This window comes from Streptomyces sp. NBC_01428, from assembly GCF_036231965.1.
GTDB lineage: Bacteria > Actinomycetota > Actinomycetes > Streptomycetales > Streptomycetaceae > Streptomyces.
Window position 1 is genome coordinate 1538041 of sequence record NZ_CP109499.1, and the last position, 13778, is coordinate 1551818.

Sequence of the window (13778 nt, forward strand, 5' to 3'; positions counted from 1 at the left end):
GGACGGGCGACGGGCCCGGCCGACGCGGGCGTTCACAGGAGGTTCAGGTCGCGGGCGCGTCGTACCGCCTCGCCGCGGCGGGTCGCCGCGAGCTTGCGGTAGACGCTCTTGAGATGCGTCTTGACCGTGTTGACGGACAGATGGAGGTCGGCGGCGATCTCGTCCCGCGACATCATCTGCGCGAGGCGCTCCAGCACTTCGCGCTCGCGTTCGCTGAGCGGCTCGACCACGGCCACCAGGTCCTCGGTCGGCTCGGGCCGCCGGCTTCCCGCCGCGGCCACCACCGGGAGCCAGTCGTGTCCCTGGGCCAGGGCGGGCCGGCGCCGCACGAGCGCCGGCAGCCAGGGGCCCGCCTCCACGAACGGCCGCCTCAGATGCTCGGGGCGGGCGCCCCGCAGGGCGCGCGCCACCAGCCGCTGTGCGGTGAGGTCGTCGCCCAGGGCCGCCACGGCCTGTGCCCGGGCCAGCAGCACCCGGACCGTCGTGCCCAGCCCCTCGTCCCGCTCGGCGGGGAGCGCGTCCAGCAGGGCCAGCGCCCCCGGCGCGTCACCCGTGGCCAGCCGCGCCCGGGCCGCCGCCGCGGTGGTCTCCGGCCCGGCTCCCCCGGGTGCGTCCCCGGCGAGCGCCTCCAGTGCCGCGGTCGGATCACCCATCGCCAGGTGTGCGGCGGACAGCAGCAGGGTGGCCCGCTCGTCGGCCCACGGGGAGGGTTCCACCCCGCGGGGACGCCTCAGCTCCTCCAGGACCCGTACCGCCTCCTTCGGATGTCCCCTGGCGAGCAGTGTCCGTGCGCGGACGAGACCGAGTTCGGCGGTCGCGACGGGATCGCGCGAGGCCGTCGAGGACGTGGTCGCCTGGTCCAGGTGGGTCTGCGCCGCGGCGAGGTCGTCGTGGTCGACGGCGACCGCCGCGAGGACGAGCTGGGCCACGCCCGTCCGGGCGCCGGGCGGCAGGCCGGAGCGTTCCGCCTCGGCGACCGCGGCCCGCGCGTGCGACTCGGCGCGGCCCGGCCGGCCGTGCAGGAAGTCGATCAGGGCGAGTCTGCTGAGCGACTCGTGGCGCGGGTACGCGGTGGCAGGACCGTCGTCGGTGCGTGCGGCGGCGCTCAGGGCGGCCACGGCGTCGTCGAAGTGCCCCGCCCACAGCTGCGCCGAGCCCAGGTCGGTGAGCATCAGGGCGGACAGCTCCGGGTGGCGTCCGAGACGTTCGGCGGGCAGCAGGCGCTCCGCGGTCCTCATGTCCTGCGCCGCCGCCCGCGCCGGGCCGGCGGCGCCCGTCAGCCGTGCGGCGAGGACCCGGAGCAGGGCGTGGCTCAGCCGCAGGGCCGCCGTGTCCTCGTCCTCGCCGGAGAGACCCTCCGCCGCGCGACGGAGGTGGTCGAGGCCGCGGTCGACGTCGTGGCGGGCGAGTTCGCGGGCGGCGCGCACCAGGCAGGCGGCCGGCCCGGTCGTGTCCGGGGGCATCCCGGCGAAGAGCCCGTCGAGGCGTTCGGCGTCCAGGCCCGTCAGCAGGCGGCCGATGGCCAGCTCGTCGACGAGCCGGCCCGCCGCGAGATCCCATTCGCCCGCCCCCGCGGCGTGCGGCAGCGCCTCCGCGAGGAGCCCCGCGTCGCTCAGCCAGCGGGCCGCCCGCCGGTGCAGCTCGGGTTCGAGCCCGGGGTTCCTGACGTGCAGATGGACGCGGAGGATCTCCGCGAAGAGGGGGTGCAGCCGGTACCAGCCGTGTCCGATGGCCTCGACGAACGCGTTGGCGTGCTGCAGTCCGGCCAGGATCGCCTGCGCGTCGTCCCGGCCCGTCAGGACGTCGGCGAGTTCAGGGTGGATCTGGTCGAGGACACTCGTCCGCAGCAGCAGGTCCTGCGTCTCGTCGGACTGCGCCTCCAGCACCTCGGCCAGCAGGAAGTCGGCGAGGGTGCTCTGCCCCGCCTCGAAGTTCTTGATGAAGGTGTCCGGATCGTCCGCGCCGCGCGCGGCGAGGATGCACAGGCGCAGGCCCGCCGCCCAGCCGCCGGTCCACTCGGTCAGCGCCCGCGTCCCGTCGTCCGACAGGCCGAGGTCGTGGTGGCGCAGCAGGTCGACCGTCTCGTCCACGGCGAACGCCAGGTCGGCGCCGCGCACCTCGGCCACCGCTCCGGCGGCGCGGTAGCGGTGCAGCGGCAGCTGCGGCTCGGTCCGGCTGACGAGCACCAGGCGCAGTCCGCCGCCCGCGTGGCTCAGGACGAACTGGACCTCCTCCGCGACCGCGGGTGAGGCTCCCGCCCGGTCGAAGTCGTCGAGCACCAGCACCACGGGATCGACCCGCTCGCTCAGCCAGGCGGCGAGCCGGGTGAGCAGGGAGTGGTCCACGTCGCCGGGGCCGGCCGGACTGCCGACGCCGTCCGGCACGCTCACGCCGTGCCGGCGCAGGGACTCCAGTACGTACGTCCAGAAGATGCCCGGTCCCGCGTCCTCGTGCTCGACCGTCAGCCAGGCGAGGTCCCCGGGGTGTTCCCGGGTGGAGGCCCAGTGGGCGACGAGGAGGGTCTTGCCGGCGCCCGCCGGTCCGTTGACCAGGGTCAGCGGACCCTGGACGCCCCGGGCCAGCCGGTCGACCAGGCGGGCTCTGCGGACGAAGGTCTCGGTGAGGTCCGGGACGGCGAACCGTACGGCGAGCAGGGGATCGCCGCCCGGTGTCAGAAGCCCTGCCATGGGGTCGGCCTCCGCGATCTCTCGGCTGCGGCGCGGCGTCTCGGTCCGGAGCGACCGGCTCCGGCGCGGTCCTGTCCCGTCCTGCCCGGAGCGGTCCGGGCGCCACAGCCCACGGTCCGGAGCGGTCCCGCCCACTGATCGTCACCCCGTGCACCGGAAGTCGCAAGGCAGGCTCCGCTCGCCCGCGGCGGGTGAGGCGCGAGGGCCCAGAATCCGGTGTCATGGGGGCAGGGCAGGAGCCGGACGCGGTGGGTCCGAGGGACCGGCGGCGACGGCAGGCCCGGTGAGGTGGTGACCGGTGAAGCACTGGCACGCGCTGATGGTGCTCGGGACGGCCCAGTTCCTGATGGTCCTGGACACCTCGGTCATGAACGTCTCGATCAGTCAGCTGGTCGAGGACTTCGACACCGAGGTCACCTCCATCCAGGCCGTCATCACGCTCTACGCACTGGTCATGGCGGCCTTCATGGCCACCGGCGGCCGGCTCGGGGACATCCTCGGGCGTCGGCGTCTGTTCCTGGTCGGACTCGTCGTCTACGGCGTGGGGTCGGCCCTGACCGCGGTGGCCCCGACCCTGTGGGTCCTCGCCCTCGGCTGGTCGGTCGTGGAGGGGCTGGGCGCGGCGATGGTGCTGCCGGCCATGGCGGCCCTGGTGGCCGAGTCGTACACCGGAAAGGACCGGGCGGTCGCCTACGGCGTCATCGGCGGGCTCGCCGGGGCGGGCATCGCCGTCGGGCCGCTCCTCGGCGGCTGGGTGACGACGTATCTGACCTGGCGCCTGGTGTTCGCCGGGGAGGTCGTGGTCGTCGTCCTGATGCTCTGCTTCCGCGGGGTGATCACCGAGTCGGCCCGCTCCGGGCCGCGCCCCCGGCTGGACGGTGTCGGCGCCGCGCTCTCCGCGGCCGGCCTGGGACTGGGTGTCCTCGGCGTGCTCCAGAGCAGTTCCTGGGGCTGGGTGCAGCCCCGCAACCCTCCGTTCACCGTGCTCGGCTTCGCCCCGACCCTGTTCGTCGTCGCCGCCGGAGTCGTCGTCCTCGCTCTCTTCGCCCGGTGGGAGCGCCACCGCGAGGCGCAGGGCGCCGATCCGCTGGTCCACCTCTCCCTGCTGCGCGTCCCGCCCCTGCGCTCGGGGCTGCTGACCCTGGTCAGCCAGAACCTCATCCTGCTCGGCCTGTTCTTCGCCATCCCGCTGTATCTCCAGGTGGTGCAGGGCTTCGACGCGTTCCAGACCGGGCTGCGGCTGCTCCCGGTGTCCGTCACCATGCTGGTCGCCTCCGTGCTGGCCTCGCGGCTCGGGCGGGTGATGGGGCCGCGCCGGGTGGTGCGGCTCGCCCTGCTGACCCTGCTCGGCGCCATCGTGTGGCTGCTGGCCACCATCGACCCGGTCATCGACGACGCCCAGTTCGCGGGTGCCATGGCTCTGCTCGGTGTCGGCATGGGGCTGCTCGCCTCGCAGTTGGGCAACGTGGTGCAGTCCAGCGTCGGGGAGAAGGAGCGCAGCGAGGTCGGCGGGCTCCAGTTCACCGCGCAGAACCTGGGTTCAGCGCTGGGCACCGCGCTCATCGGGTCGATCCTGATCGGCGCCCTGGCGCAGGCGTTCACCACCCAGGTGGAGAAGAACCCGAGCGTGTCCGAGGAGGCGCGGCAGCAGACGGGTGTGGCCCTGGAGGCGGGGATCAGCTTCGTCCCCACGGACCAGGTCCGTGCCGGGGCGGAGCAGGCCGGACTCCCGCCGCGCGAGGTGGACGCCGTCACGGACTCGTACGCGACGGCGCAGTTGAACGGTCTGAAGGCGGCGGTGCTCGCCGCCGGCGGCATCACGCTCGTCAGTTTCCTGGTCACCGGGCATCTGCCGTCCGGCCGCACCGGACGCGGGAAGGCCGGTACGACGGCGCGGGCCACGGGCACGGGCGCCGGGACCGACACCGAACCCGGCGCGTCCGCCGACTCGCCCGGAGCGGCGTGAACGCGCCGGGCCCACGTTCACCTGCCGCGGGTGAGGGCGGACGGGCCCCCGCGTCGGATGATCGCAGGGAAGGGCCGTCCGCCTGCCCCAGGCCGCTCGCCGGGGGGAGCACAGCATGCGTTACGAGATCCGCGTCGAGGGACATCTGTCGGAGACGCTCGCCGAGGCGTTCCCGGAGATGGAACACGTGGTGGTCTCCGGACAGACGATCCTGTTCGGCCCCGTCGTCGACGAGGCTCACCTGTACGGGCTGCTGGCCCGTTGCCGGTCGCTGGGGCTGCGCGTCGTGGAGATGCGCCAACTGCCCGAGTGACCAGGAGGATCACCCGTCGGGGGTGACCCGCGGGCGGGTGGCGGACGGGACGCTGAAGTGCGGGAACCCACCCGCCGTCCCGTCGGCGGTCCGGCGGTGCGCCGCTCGACCGCGTGAGGAGGAGCCATGACCCAATCGCGTGGTCCGACGCCGCACACCGGGTCGGAGTCAGGGCCCGGCGGGACGGCTTCGGCGTCCCCAAGTGACCCGGCGGAGCTGCTGGCCGGAGTGGGTGCCTCGTGGACCTGGCTCCTCGGCTCGGCGCTCGCGACCCTGATCCCGGGCATCCTGGTCCTGGTCTGGCCCGAGGAGACGCTGCATGTGCTGGCCGTTCTCCTCGGTCTCTATCTGCTGGTGATCGGCGGCTTCCGCTTCGTGTCGGTCTTCGGCCACCGGGAGCAGGGCGACCGCATCGCCGGCCTGCTGATCGCGGTGCTGTACGTGCTCGCCGGGGTCCTGTGCCTGCGCAATCCCTTGCAGACCATCGCCGCGCTGTCCGTGATCATCGGCATCGTCTGGCTGGTCTCCGGTGTGCTCACCGCCTACACCGCCCTGGCCACCAGGGATCTGCCGCACCGCGGGTTCGTGCTGTGCGCGGCGGCCATCGGTGTCATCGCGGGCATCGTGGTCCTCGCCCTGCCGACCGAGTCGGCGCGCGCCCTGACCCGGCTGCTCGGCCTGTGGATGATCCTGATCGGCCTGGTGGAGCTGGCCGTGGCCTTCGCCTGGCGGTCCGCCCTGCGCAGGGCGCTGGCGGTGACACCGCGCGATCCGGCCTCGCCGATCTGAGCGGGCCGCCGGCGCCCCGTCCGTGCGGGAACTCCCCGACGAATTCGGGTGGCGGCCGGTGAGCAGGCCGGGGAGTCGCGCACGTACCAAGGGGCATGCCGACTTTCATGGCCAGCAGGCACGACGACCGCGTGCCGGTGGGCGGCGACGCGACGTCCGCCACCGGGCGGTGGGGGGGCCTGCGGCGGCACCGGCGGGCGCTGTTCGCGGTGGCCGTGGTCCTGCTGCTGGCGCAGATGACGGTCGCGATGGTGACCTCGGCCGTGGAGCAGACGCCGACGATCGACGAACCCGTCTACGCGGGCACGGCCGTGGTCTACGTCCAGCAGCACAGCCTGCGCTACAACCCGGAGCATCCGCCGCTGGGGAAGCTGATCATCGGCGGCGGCATGCTGTTCGCCCGCCCGCACCTCGACCCGGCGTTCCGGGGCGACCAGACGGAGCTGGGCCGGCATCTGCTGTACGAGTCGGGCAACGACCCGTGGCGGGTGATGCTGTGGGCGCGGCTGCCTGTGATCGTCCTGACGCTGCTGTTCGGTCTGGTCGTCCTCGCGTTCACCCGTGAACTCGTCGGCCGGGTCGGGGCGTTGACGGCGCTCGCGCTGTACGCGTTCTCACCGGACGTGATCGCCCACGGCTCACTGGCGACACTGGACGTCCCCGCGTCCGGGTTCCTGCTGACGTCGGTGTGGCTGGTGTGGCGGGCCCGGCGGCGGCCCCGGCTGTACGTGCCGCTCGCCGGTCTGGCCCTCGGCGCGGCCCTGGCCACGAAGATGAGCACGCTGCCGGCGGTCCCGGTGCTGCTGCTCCTCGCGGTCCTGTCCGTACGGCACGCGGGCCGCCCGGCCCCCGACGCCGCACCGCGCGACGGCGGAAGGGCCGGGCCCCGGCTCTCCGGCACCGGCGTCGCGGCACGGGACGACGAGGCCGTCGAGACCGACGAGGGCGTGGGGAAGCGGCCGCCCGCCCGTCCCCTCGTGCCGGGAGGGGACGAGCCGGTGGAGGTCCGGCCGCCACGATCGGTGGGTGCGGTGCCCCACCGCACCGGTGGCGCCCTACGGCTGCTCGGGAGCGGTGCGGTGGCGGCGGCCGGGATGGCTCTGGTGGCCGTCGCCACGGTCTGGGCGGCCTATCTCGCGGTCGATCCCCGGCTGCGCTGGACGGCACCCGCGGACCTGCCCGCCGTGCACGGGCTGCGCGCGCTGGCGGTCGACCTGCTGCCCCTGCCCCAGCCCTACCGGGACGGCATGCGGATCCAGTTCGGCTTCGAGAACACGGTCTGGCAGGGCTTCCTCTTCGGCCGGCTCTACCGGGGTTCCCTCTGGTACTACCTGCCGGCCGCGCTGCTGGTGAAGACCCCGCTCGGCATGGCCGCCCTGTGGGCGGCCGGCACCGCCGCCCTGACGGCCGTGCGCCGCCTGCGGCCCGCCGTCCCGTACCTCCTGCTTCCCCCCGTGGTGCTGCTGGCCGCGGCGATGACCGGCTCCCGTGATCTCGGCGTGCGCTACGCGCTGTTCGTGCCGGTGTTCCTCGCGGTCGTGGCGGGCTGTGCCGTCGTCGTGCGGCGGCGCTGGGCGGGGATCGGCGCGGCGGCGCTCGTCCTGTTCGTCGCGGTCAGCTCCTTGCTGGCGTACCCGTACTACCTGCCGTACTCCAACGAGGCGTTCGGCGGGCCGGCCGAGACCCGGCTGCGGCTGCACGACTCGAACGTCGACTGGGGCCAGGACCTCGGGCGCCTGGCGGACCGGCTCCGCGAGGAGCATCCGCACGAGAAGGTGTGGCTCGTGTACAAGGGCGCAGGTGTGCCCGCCGCGTACGGGATCGACGCGGCCGATCCGCGCACGGTGCCGCCGGGCCGGGTGCACGGACTGCTCGTGGTGTCCGACTCGGCGATCGCCAAGGCCGATGCCCGGCTGAAGGCGCTCCTCGCCGGCAGCCGGCGGATCGACGACGTCGGGCACTCGATCACCGTGTTCCGGCGGCCCTGACCGTCAGGCGCGCCCGCCCTCTCCCTCCGGGCCGCCGAGCAGGTCAAGGACCCGCTCCCACCGGAAGTCCCCTCGCCCGCCGTCTTGTTGGTCCTCGCCGGCGTACGGGTCGCCGAAGCGCACGCCCATCCCGGTCAGCCGTTCGACGCTCGCGCGGTACGCGGGGTGGACGGCCAACGCCTCGTTCACGCACGGCAGTACGGCGATCGGAACGCCGAGTCCGTACGCCTCGTTCAGTGTTCCGAGGGCGAGCGTGTCCGATATGCCGGCCGCCCACTTGTTGACGGTGTTGAAGGTGGCGGGCGCGACGGCCACCGCGTCCGGGGCGGGGAAGGGGCGCGGCTCGCCGGGAGTTCGCCAGGCGGAGCGGAGCGGGCGGCCGGTCCGGGCCTCGACGGCGGCCGCGTCGAAGAAACCGAGACTCTGGGGGGTGGCGATGACGCCGACCTCCCAGTTCCGCCGCTGGGCCGCGGTGATCAGCGTGTCGATGTCCTCGGCGACGCCCGCCGCGCAGACCACGACGTAGAGGAAGGGCTTCTCGGTCGGTTCACTCACACGGGGAACACTAAGGGGAACACCGAAGAGTGCCCCACCGGTGTCCCCCGGGCCCTGTCCCGGAGCCCGCGGCCGGTGCGTCCGTCCGCGGGCCGGGCCCGGCCGAGCCGGCGCCCGGCCCGGCGCGACCCGGCCTCGATGCCCGTCGGCCCGTCGCCGACGAGGCCGCCCTCAGGTCTCCTTCACGGTGATGGCGGCGACGGGGCAGGCCCGGGCGGCCTCCCGGAGCATCGGGTCGCCCCCGCCGTCCGTGCCGCCCGGCAGCAGTTCGCTGAACCCGTCGTCGTCCTGGGTGAAGACCCGTGGCGCGGCCAGGGCGCACTGGCCCGCGCCGATGCAGACGTCCCTGTCGATGGCGATGTCGACGCTCATCCGGCCCTCCGCTACCAGGTCACGGGGAGTTCGAGCATCCCCTGGATCGTGTCCCCGGGCTTGAAGGGGACGGTGTCGGCGGGGGTCGCCAGCCGCAGACCGGGGAAACGGTCGAAGAGAGACAGCAGCGCGATCTCCATCTCGGCCCGGGCGAGGTTCTGCCCGAGGCACTGGTGGATGCCGAAGCCGAACGCGACGTGGTGCCGGGCCGGACGGTGCCAGTCCAGGTCGTCGGGGTCGGGGAAGGTCCCCGCGTCACGGTTGATGACGGAGGTGGAGAAGACCACGCCGTCGTCGGCGCGGATCGTCGTGCCGGCCACCTCGATGTCCTCGGTGGCGACCCGCAGCAGGCCGTCCGCGATGGACAGGAACCGCAGCAGTTCCTCGACCGCGGCGGGCATCAGCCCCGGGTCGGCGCGCAGTTCGTCGAGCTGTTCCGGGTGCCTGAGCAGCGTGAAGGTGCCCAGCGAGATCATGTTGGCCGTCGTCTCGTGCCCGGCCACGAGCAGGATGGTCGCCAGCCGGATCAGCTCCTGCCGGTCGACCTTCCCCTCCCGCATCTGGTCGTGGATGAGTTCGTCGAGCAGCCCGTCCCCGGGGTCCGCCTGCTTGCGGTCGATCAACGAGCCGAAGTAGTCGTCCAGTTCACTCCGGGCGGCGTCGACGTCCGCTCCGCCGGGACCGCGCAGCAGTCGGCGGGACTGCGCCTCGAAGAAGTCGTGGTCGGCGTACGGGACACCGAGGAGCGCGCAGATCACCGTGGAGGGCACGGGGAGCGCGAAGTCGTTCACCAGCTCGGCGGGCGGCCCCTGTTCGGCCATCCGGTCCAGGAGCCGGTCCACGGTCTCCTGGATACGGGGGCGCAGGGCGCCGATCCGCCGGAGCGTGAAACTCGGCACCAGCATGCGGCGCTGGACGTGGTGTTCGGGATCGTCGACGCCGAGCAGCGCGACCCGGCGGTCGCGGGACGCGGCCAGCCGTTCCGTGGTCGCCGGGAAGGCGGGCCGCGTACGGTCCGAGGACAGCCGCTGGTCGGAGAGGAGGTCCCGGGCGGCGGCATGACCGGTGACCACCCACACCGCGCGCCCGTCGAACAGGGAGATCCGCGAGAGAGGGCGTTCCTCGCGCAGCTGCCGGTAGCCGGTGGGCGGGTGGTACGGGCACGTGCGGTCCTGCGGAAACGCGACCGGGTCGGCGTGCTGCGACGTGGGCGCCTGTGACGTGGGGGGTCGGTGGGTCAGGGGGGCTTCTGTCATGAGTGACCTCGCAAGCGATGGTTCCCTCTTACCGATCTTCATTAGATGCCCCAGGCATCTATGTGGCCACGCGAAGTTCGGCCAGATGCGCCGTTCGCCCGATCTGGCCGAAGTGCGGCGGCACGCATTCCGGTTTCCTTGGGAATGCGGCGCACGCCCTCGCCCCGGCGCCGAGTCCATGGCCTGATCCGCGCGTCGACGCCCCTTCCGAAATTCGGTTGCGTGGGCAGATCCGGTGCCCCGAACATCAGCCCATGTCCACGATCGAAGCCTTCCTGCCGCCGACCTCCGCCGCCGTTCGTCCGGTGCGGGTCCAGCAGCAGCCCGGCCGCCCGCGGAGGCCCGACCGTTCCGCGTCGTGACCGCCGCGCTGCTCGCGGGCCTCCTCGCGGGCTACGGCATCGCCGTCCCCGTCGGAGCGGTCTCGACCTACCTCGTCTCCCTCACCGCCCGCACGACCCTGCGGACCGGTGCCTGCGCGGCGCTCGGCGTCGCCACGGCCGACGGCCTGTACGCCCTCGTCGCCACTCTCGGCGGTACGGCACTCGCCGCCGCCCTCCAGCCCGTCCTGGTGCCGCTGCGCTGGGCCTCGGCCCTGGTCCTCGCGGTCCTGGCGGTCCGGGGCGCGGTCGGCGCCCTGCGGCAGTACCGCGGGCGCCGGCTCACCACGCGGTCCGCGCAGGATCCACCGCGGCCGGCCCTCGCCTATCTGGCCCTGCTGGGCATCACACTGCTCAACCCCACCACGGTCGTCTACTTCGCCGCGCTGGTGCTCGGCAGCCGGACCGCCGAGGCCGTCCGTCCGCTGGAGCAGGGGGTGTTCGTGCTCGCCGCGTTCGCCGCCTCCGCCAGCTGGCAGCTCTTCCTCGCCGGGGGCGGCGCCCTGCTGGGCCGCGCCCTGACCGGTCACCGCGGACGGCTGGTCACGGGGCTGCTGTCGAGCGTCGTGATCATGCTGCTCGCGGTACGCGTGTTCGTGGCGCCGTGACGTGGTCCCTTCGCCTGTCACATTCCCGCGCCGGGCTCCGTCAGTGCGATGACGGCGCGACGGGCGCCGCGAACGGTCGAGGAGAGCGCGATGCAGGCACGGATGAAGAACCCGGCGATGATCCTTCCCGGCGCCATGGAGGCGATCCAGGGGCTGTACAAGGCGACGAACAAGGGCGGTGTCCCCCAGCAGACCCTGGAACTCGTCCATCTGCGGGCCAGTCAGATCAACGGGTGCAGCGCCTGTGTCGACGCGGGCGGCAGGGGCGGCCGGAAGGCCGGGCTGACGGACGAGCGGCTGTGGTCGGTCGCGGCGTGGCGCGAGGCGCCGTACTACTCGGACGCCGAACGCGCCGCCCTGGCCCTGGCCGAGGAGATGACGCGGCTGAACGACCGCGGCGGGGACGCGGTCTCCGACGAGCTGTGGGACGAGGTGGCCGACCACTACGACGAGCAGCAGGTCGCCGCGCTGATCCTGTGGATCGCCACGACCAACTTCTTCAACCGTCTCAACGCGACCATCAAGGAGCCCGCGGGAGCGACCTGGGGCTGAACGCGGTCGCCGGGGTCGCCGGCCCCGGCCCCGGCCCGCACGGGTCGGACGCGCGGGGCCCGCCCCCGGCGGGGGCGGACTCCGACGCGAGCCGCAACTCGGGCCGCCGGTGCGGAAGATTCGCGTCCGCTCTGGTGTTGAATCGTGCCGAGACACGACCAGTCCGACGCGATGATGGGACGGAAGTCATGCCACTCGAGGGCGAGTACGAACCCAGCCCGACCCAGTGGGTGCGGGACCAGGTGGAGTTGTACGAGGGGTCCGGCGGGACCAAGGGGACGACGCTGGCGGACACCGGCCTGCCCGTCATCATCCTCACGACACGCGGAGCCAAGAGCGGGAAGATCCGCAAGACCCCGCTGATGCGCGTCGAGAACGACGGACGCTACGCGGTGGTCGCCTCGCTCGGCGGAGCCCCCAAGCACCCGGTCTGGTACTTCAACATCAAGTCCGACCCGCAGGTGGAGCTCCAGGACGGAGCCGTCCGCAAGGAGTACACGGCGCGGGAGATCACCGGCGACGAGAAGGCCCAGTGGTGGGAGCGCGCGGTCGCCGCGTACCCCCCGTACACCGACTACCAGAAGAAGACCGACCGGGAGATCCCCGTCTTCGTGCTGGAGCCGACCGGCTGACGGGCGTCCGCCCGCGCACACGCGTGGCCCGGGCCGGCATCGTCGCCGGCCCGGGCCACGCGTGTGCGGGTTGCCCGGCGGGGGACGGCCGCGGGACCCGGTGCGCATGAACGCGCGGGCATCGGGCACCCGGCCGTCAGGCCCCGCCGCGCTCCCCCGTCGCGGCGGGGCTTTCCGCTGCCGTGTCGTCGACGTGCCCCCAGTCGCTCACCCCGGTCTCGCCGCGCCGTGCGGCAGCCCGCGCGGTCTTCGCGTCGGTCACGTCGAGGAAGATCTGGTCGGCCGCCGGAAAGGTGTGGGCGACGGAACGCTTGATGCGGACGGCGACGTCCTCGACCTCCTCGCTGTCGAGTCCCGGCACGAGGTCGATGCGTGCGGCCACCAGCGTCGAGTCGAGGCCCAGCTCCATGGTCAGCAGCGTCTCGACACTGTCGATCTCGGGCTGCGCCTTCAGCAGCTCACGGATCCGGTCGCTCTCCTCCTCGTCGACGGCCCGCCCGATCAGCTGGTCACGGGCGTCCCGGCCGAGCCAAAAGGCGACGAACACGAGCAGCAGACCGATGGCGAAGGAGGCCGACGCCTCCCAGACGACCTGGCCGGTGACCATGTGCAGCACCATGCCGATGATCGCGAGGGTGACGCCGAGCACCGCGGTGCCGTCCTCGGCGACGACGGTGCGCAGGGCCGGGTCCTTCATCCCCGCCGCGCCGCCCTGGCGGCGCACCTGGAGGAGGGCCCGCAGCAGGGAGGCGCCCTCGGCGAGCAGCGACACGACGAGGACCGCGATGCCGACCATGTAGCCGCTGAAGGACTCCTCGGCGCCGTTGCGCAGGGCTTCGAAGCCCTGGAAGAAGGAGAAGCAGCCGCCCATGACGAAGATGCCGACGGCGGCGAGAAGGGACCAGAAGAACCGTTCCTTGCCGTAGCCGAAGGGGTGCTTGCGGTCGGCGGGGCGCTTGCTGCGGCGGAGCGCGGCGAGGAGGAAGACCTCGTTGAGGCTGTCCGCCACGGAGTGCGCGGCCTCGGACAGCAGCGCGGGCGAGCCCGAGATCAGGCCGCCGACGGCCTTGGCCACGGCGATCACCAGGTTGGCGCCCAGCGCCACGAACACGGTGACCCGCGTACTGCTGTCGGATCCGCTGCCTCTGCCCTTGCCTTCGCTCTCGCTGTCGCCCGTGTCGGCTGGGGTGGTCTCCGGCTGTTCCTTCGTGTCTTCACTGGTCACCCCGGCCGGTTTCCCCTGCCCTCGCTCCTCAACCATGCGGACGGAGTGAATCGGTGGGCATACTTCGGGCACTCGTACCGCGTCGGACGGGGCGGTGTACGCCCACGGCCGCCTCTGCACCGAGAGCGAGAAGGAGCCCCAGTGTCCAAGAAGCAGAAGAAGCAGAAGCTGTCCCTGGCCTACAAGCCCGTCGGCTTCGCGCTGAGCTGGGCCGGAGGCTCCCTGGCCGGGCTCGCCTTCCAGAAGACCTGGATGGCCATCCGGCACGAGGAGAACGCGCCCGACGCCCTCGACCGCGACCGCGGCTGGGGCGAGGTACTCCTCGCGGCCGCCATCCAGGGTGCGATCTTCGCCGTCGTACGCAGCGCGGTGGACCGGTCGGGCGCGAAGGCCATCGAGCGTTCGACGGGCGTGTGGCCCGCCGCCGCCAAGAGCGGCGGCCGCGACTGAACCGG

At 73.3% G+C, this 13778-nt stretch carries 13 protein-coding genes; 8 read left to right on the plus strand and 5 right to left on the minus strand.

Annotated elements, in window-relative coordinates:
- Positions 1–32: 32 nt before the first annotated feature.
- The gene (locus tag OG406_RS06680; RefSeq protein ID WP_329184683.1) at positions 33–2687 is read right to left on the minus strand and encodes a LuxR C-terminal-related transcriptional regulator; all 2655 of its coding nucleotides are present in this window, start codon (positions 2685–2687) and stop codon (positions 33–35) included.
- 298 nt (positions 2688–2985) lie between these two features.
- On the opposite strand from OG406_RS06680, the gene OG406_RS06685 reads away from it, so the two are divergent.
- The 4 genes from OG406_RS06685 to OG406_RS06700 all read left to right on the plus strand — a co-directional run bounded on the left by OG406_RS06685 (position 2986) and on the right by OG406_RS06700 (position 7743).
- Positions 2986–4653, plus strand: coding sequence for an MFS transporter (locus OG406_RS06685; RefSeq protein ID WP_329184685.1), 1668 nt, complete (start codon positions 2986–2988; stop codon positions 4651–4653).
- A 115-nt stretch (positions 4654–4768) separates the two neighbouring features.
- Positions 4769–4966 carry a hypothetical protein gene (locus tag OG406_RS06690; protein WP_164371152.1) on the plus strand — a complete coding sequence of 66 codons (198 nt, stop codon included), beginning with the start codon at positions 4769–4771 and terminating at the stop codon, positions 4964–4966.
- A 126-nt stretch (positions 4967–5092) separates the two neighbouring features.
- Complete coding sequence (locus OG406_RS06695) at positions 5093–5755, plus strand: HdeD family acid-resistance protein (RefSeq protein WP_164371153.1); 663 nt, start codon at positions 5093–5095, stop codon at positions 5753–5755.
- Between the two features lie 107 nt (positions 5756–5862).
- Positions 5863–7743: a phospholipid carrier-dependent glycosyltransferase gene (locus tag OG406_RS06700; RefSeq protein ID WP_434481459.1), complete on the plus strand. Its 1881-nt coding sequence runs from the start codon at positions 5863–5865 to the stop codon at positions 7741–7743.
- Between the two features lie 3 nt (positions 7744–7746).
- Here OG406_RS06700 and OG406_RS06705 read toward each other — a convergent pair whose 3' ends face one another.
- From OG406_RS06705 to OG406_RS06715, 3 genes are all read right to left on the minus strand, one after another.
- Positions 7747–8298 (minus strand): flavoprotein, encoded by a 552-nt coding sequence (locus OG406_RS06705; RefSeq protein ID WP_164371155.1) that lies wholly within the window; start codon positions 8296–8298, stop codon positions 7747–7749.
- A gap of 171 nt (positions 8299–8469) precedes the next feature.
- Positions 8470–8670 carry a ferredoxin gene (locus OG406_RS06710; protein WP_164371156.1) on the minus strand — a complete coding sequence of 67 codons (201 nt, stop codon included), beginning with the start codon at positions 8668–8670 and terminating at the stop codon, positions 8470–8472.
- Positions 8671–8681: 11 nt separating this feature from the next.
- Positions 8682–9926 carry a cytochrome P450 gene (locus OG406_RS06715; RefSeq protein ID WP_239155070.1) on the minus strand — a complete coding sequence of 415 codons (1245 nt, stop codon included), beginning with the start codon at positions 9924–9926 and terminating at the stop codon, positions 8682–8684.
- Between the two features lie 358 nt (positions 9927–10284).
- Between OG406_RS06715 and OG406_RS06720 the strand changes: the two genes are divergently transcribed.
- The 3 genes from OG406_RS06720 (at position 10285) to OG406_RS06730 (ending at position 12098) form a co-directional block, all read left to right on the plus strand.
- Positions 10285–10914, plus strand: coding sequence for a LysE family transporter (locus tag OG406_RS06720; RefSeq protein ID WP_329184694.1), 630 nt, complete (start codon positions 10285–10287; stop codon positions 10912–10914).
- 90 nt (positions 10915–11004) lie between these two features.
- Positions 11005–11466: a carboxymuconolactone decarboxylase family protein gene (locus OG406_RS06725; RefSeq protein WP_267049198.1), complete on the plus strand. Its 462-nt coding sequence runs from the start codon at positions 11005–11007 to the stop codon at positions 11464–11466.
- 188 nt (positions 11467–11654) lie between these two features.
- Complete coding sequence (locus OG406_RS06730; RefSeq protein WP_329184699.1) at positions 11655–12098, plus strand: nitroreductase family deazaflavin-dependent oxidoreductase; 444 nt, start codon at positions 11655–11657, stop codon at positions 12096–12098.
- Positions 12099–12234: 136 nt separating this feature from the next.
- Here OG406_RS06730 and OG406_RS06735 read toward each other — a convergent pair whose 3' ends face one another.
- Entirely contained in the window at positions 12235–13209 is a 975-nt protein-coding gene (locus OG406_RS06735) for a cation diffusion facilitator family transporter (RefSeq protein WP_385445044.1), read from the minus strand.
- A 255-nt stretch (positions 13210–13464) separates the two neighbouring features.
- Here OG406_RS06735 and OG406_RS06740 point away from each other — a divergent pair, with 255 nt between their 5' ends.
- Entirely contained in the window at positions 13465–13773 is a 309-nt protein-coding gene (locus tag OG406_RS06740; RefSeq protein ID WP_164371160.1) for a DUF4235 domain-containing protein, read from the plus strand.
- The last annotated feature ends 5 nt before the right edge of the window (positions 13774–13778 follow it).

Bases quoted from the DNA above. Each gene is read 5' to 3' on its own strand.
- OG406_RS06725 (WP_267049198.1), top strand. From the start codon at position 11,005: ATGCAGGCACGGATGAAGAACCCGGCGATGATCCTTCCCGGCGCCATG.
- OG406_RS06710 (WP_164371156.1), bottom strand. From the start codon at position 8,670: ATGAGCGTCGACATCGCCATCGACAGGGACGTCTGCATCGGCGCGGGC.
- OG406_RS06730 (WP_329184699.1), top strand. From the start codon at position 11,655: ATGCCACTCGAGGGCGAGTACGAACCCAGCCCGACCCAGTGGGTGCGG.
- OG406_RS06695 (WP_164371153.1), top strand. From the start codon at position 5,093: ATGACCCAATCGCGTGGTCCGACGCCGCACACCGGGTCGGAGTCAGGG.
- OG406_RS06680 (WP_329184683.1), bottom strand. From the start codon at position 2,687: ATGGCAGGGCTTCTGACACCGGGCGGCGATCCCCTGCTCGCCGTACGG.
- OG406_RS06690 (WP_164371152.1), top strand. From the start codon at position 4,769: ATGCGTTACGAGATCCGCGTCGAGGGACATCTGTCGGAGACGCTCGCC.
- OG406_RS06715 (WP_239155070.1), bottom strand. From the start codon at position 9,926: ATGACAGAAGCCCCCCTGACCCACCGACCCCCCACGTCACAGGCGCCC.
- OG406_RS06700 (WP_434481459.1), top strand. From the start codon at position 5,863: ATGGCCAGCAGGCACGACGACCGCGTGCCGGTGGGCGGCGACGCGACG.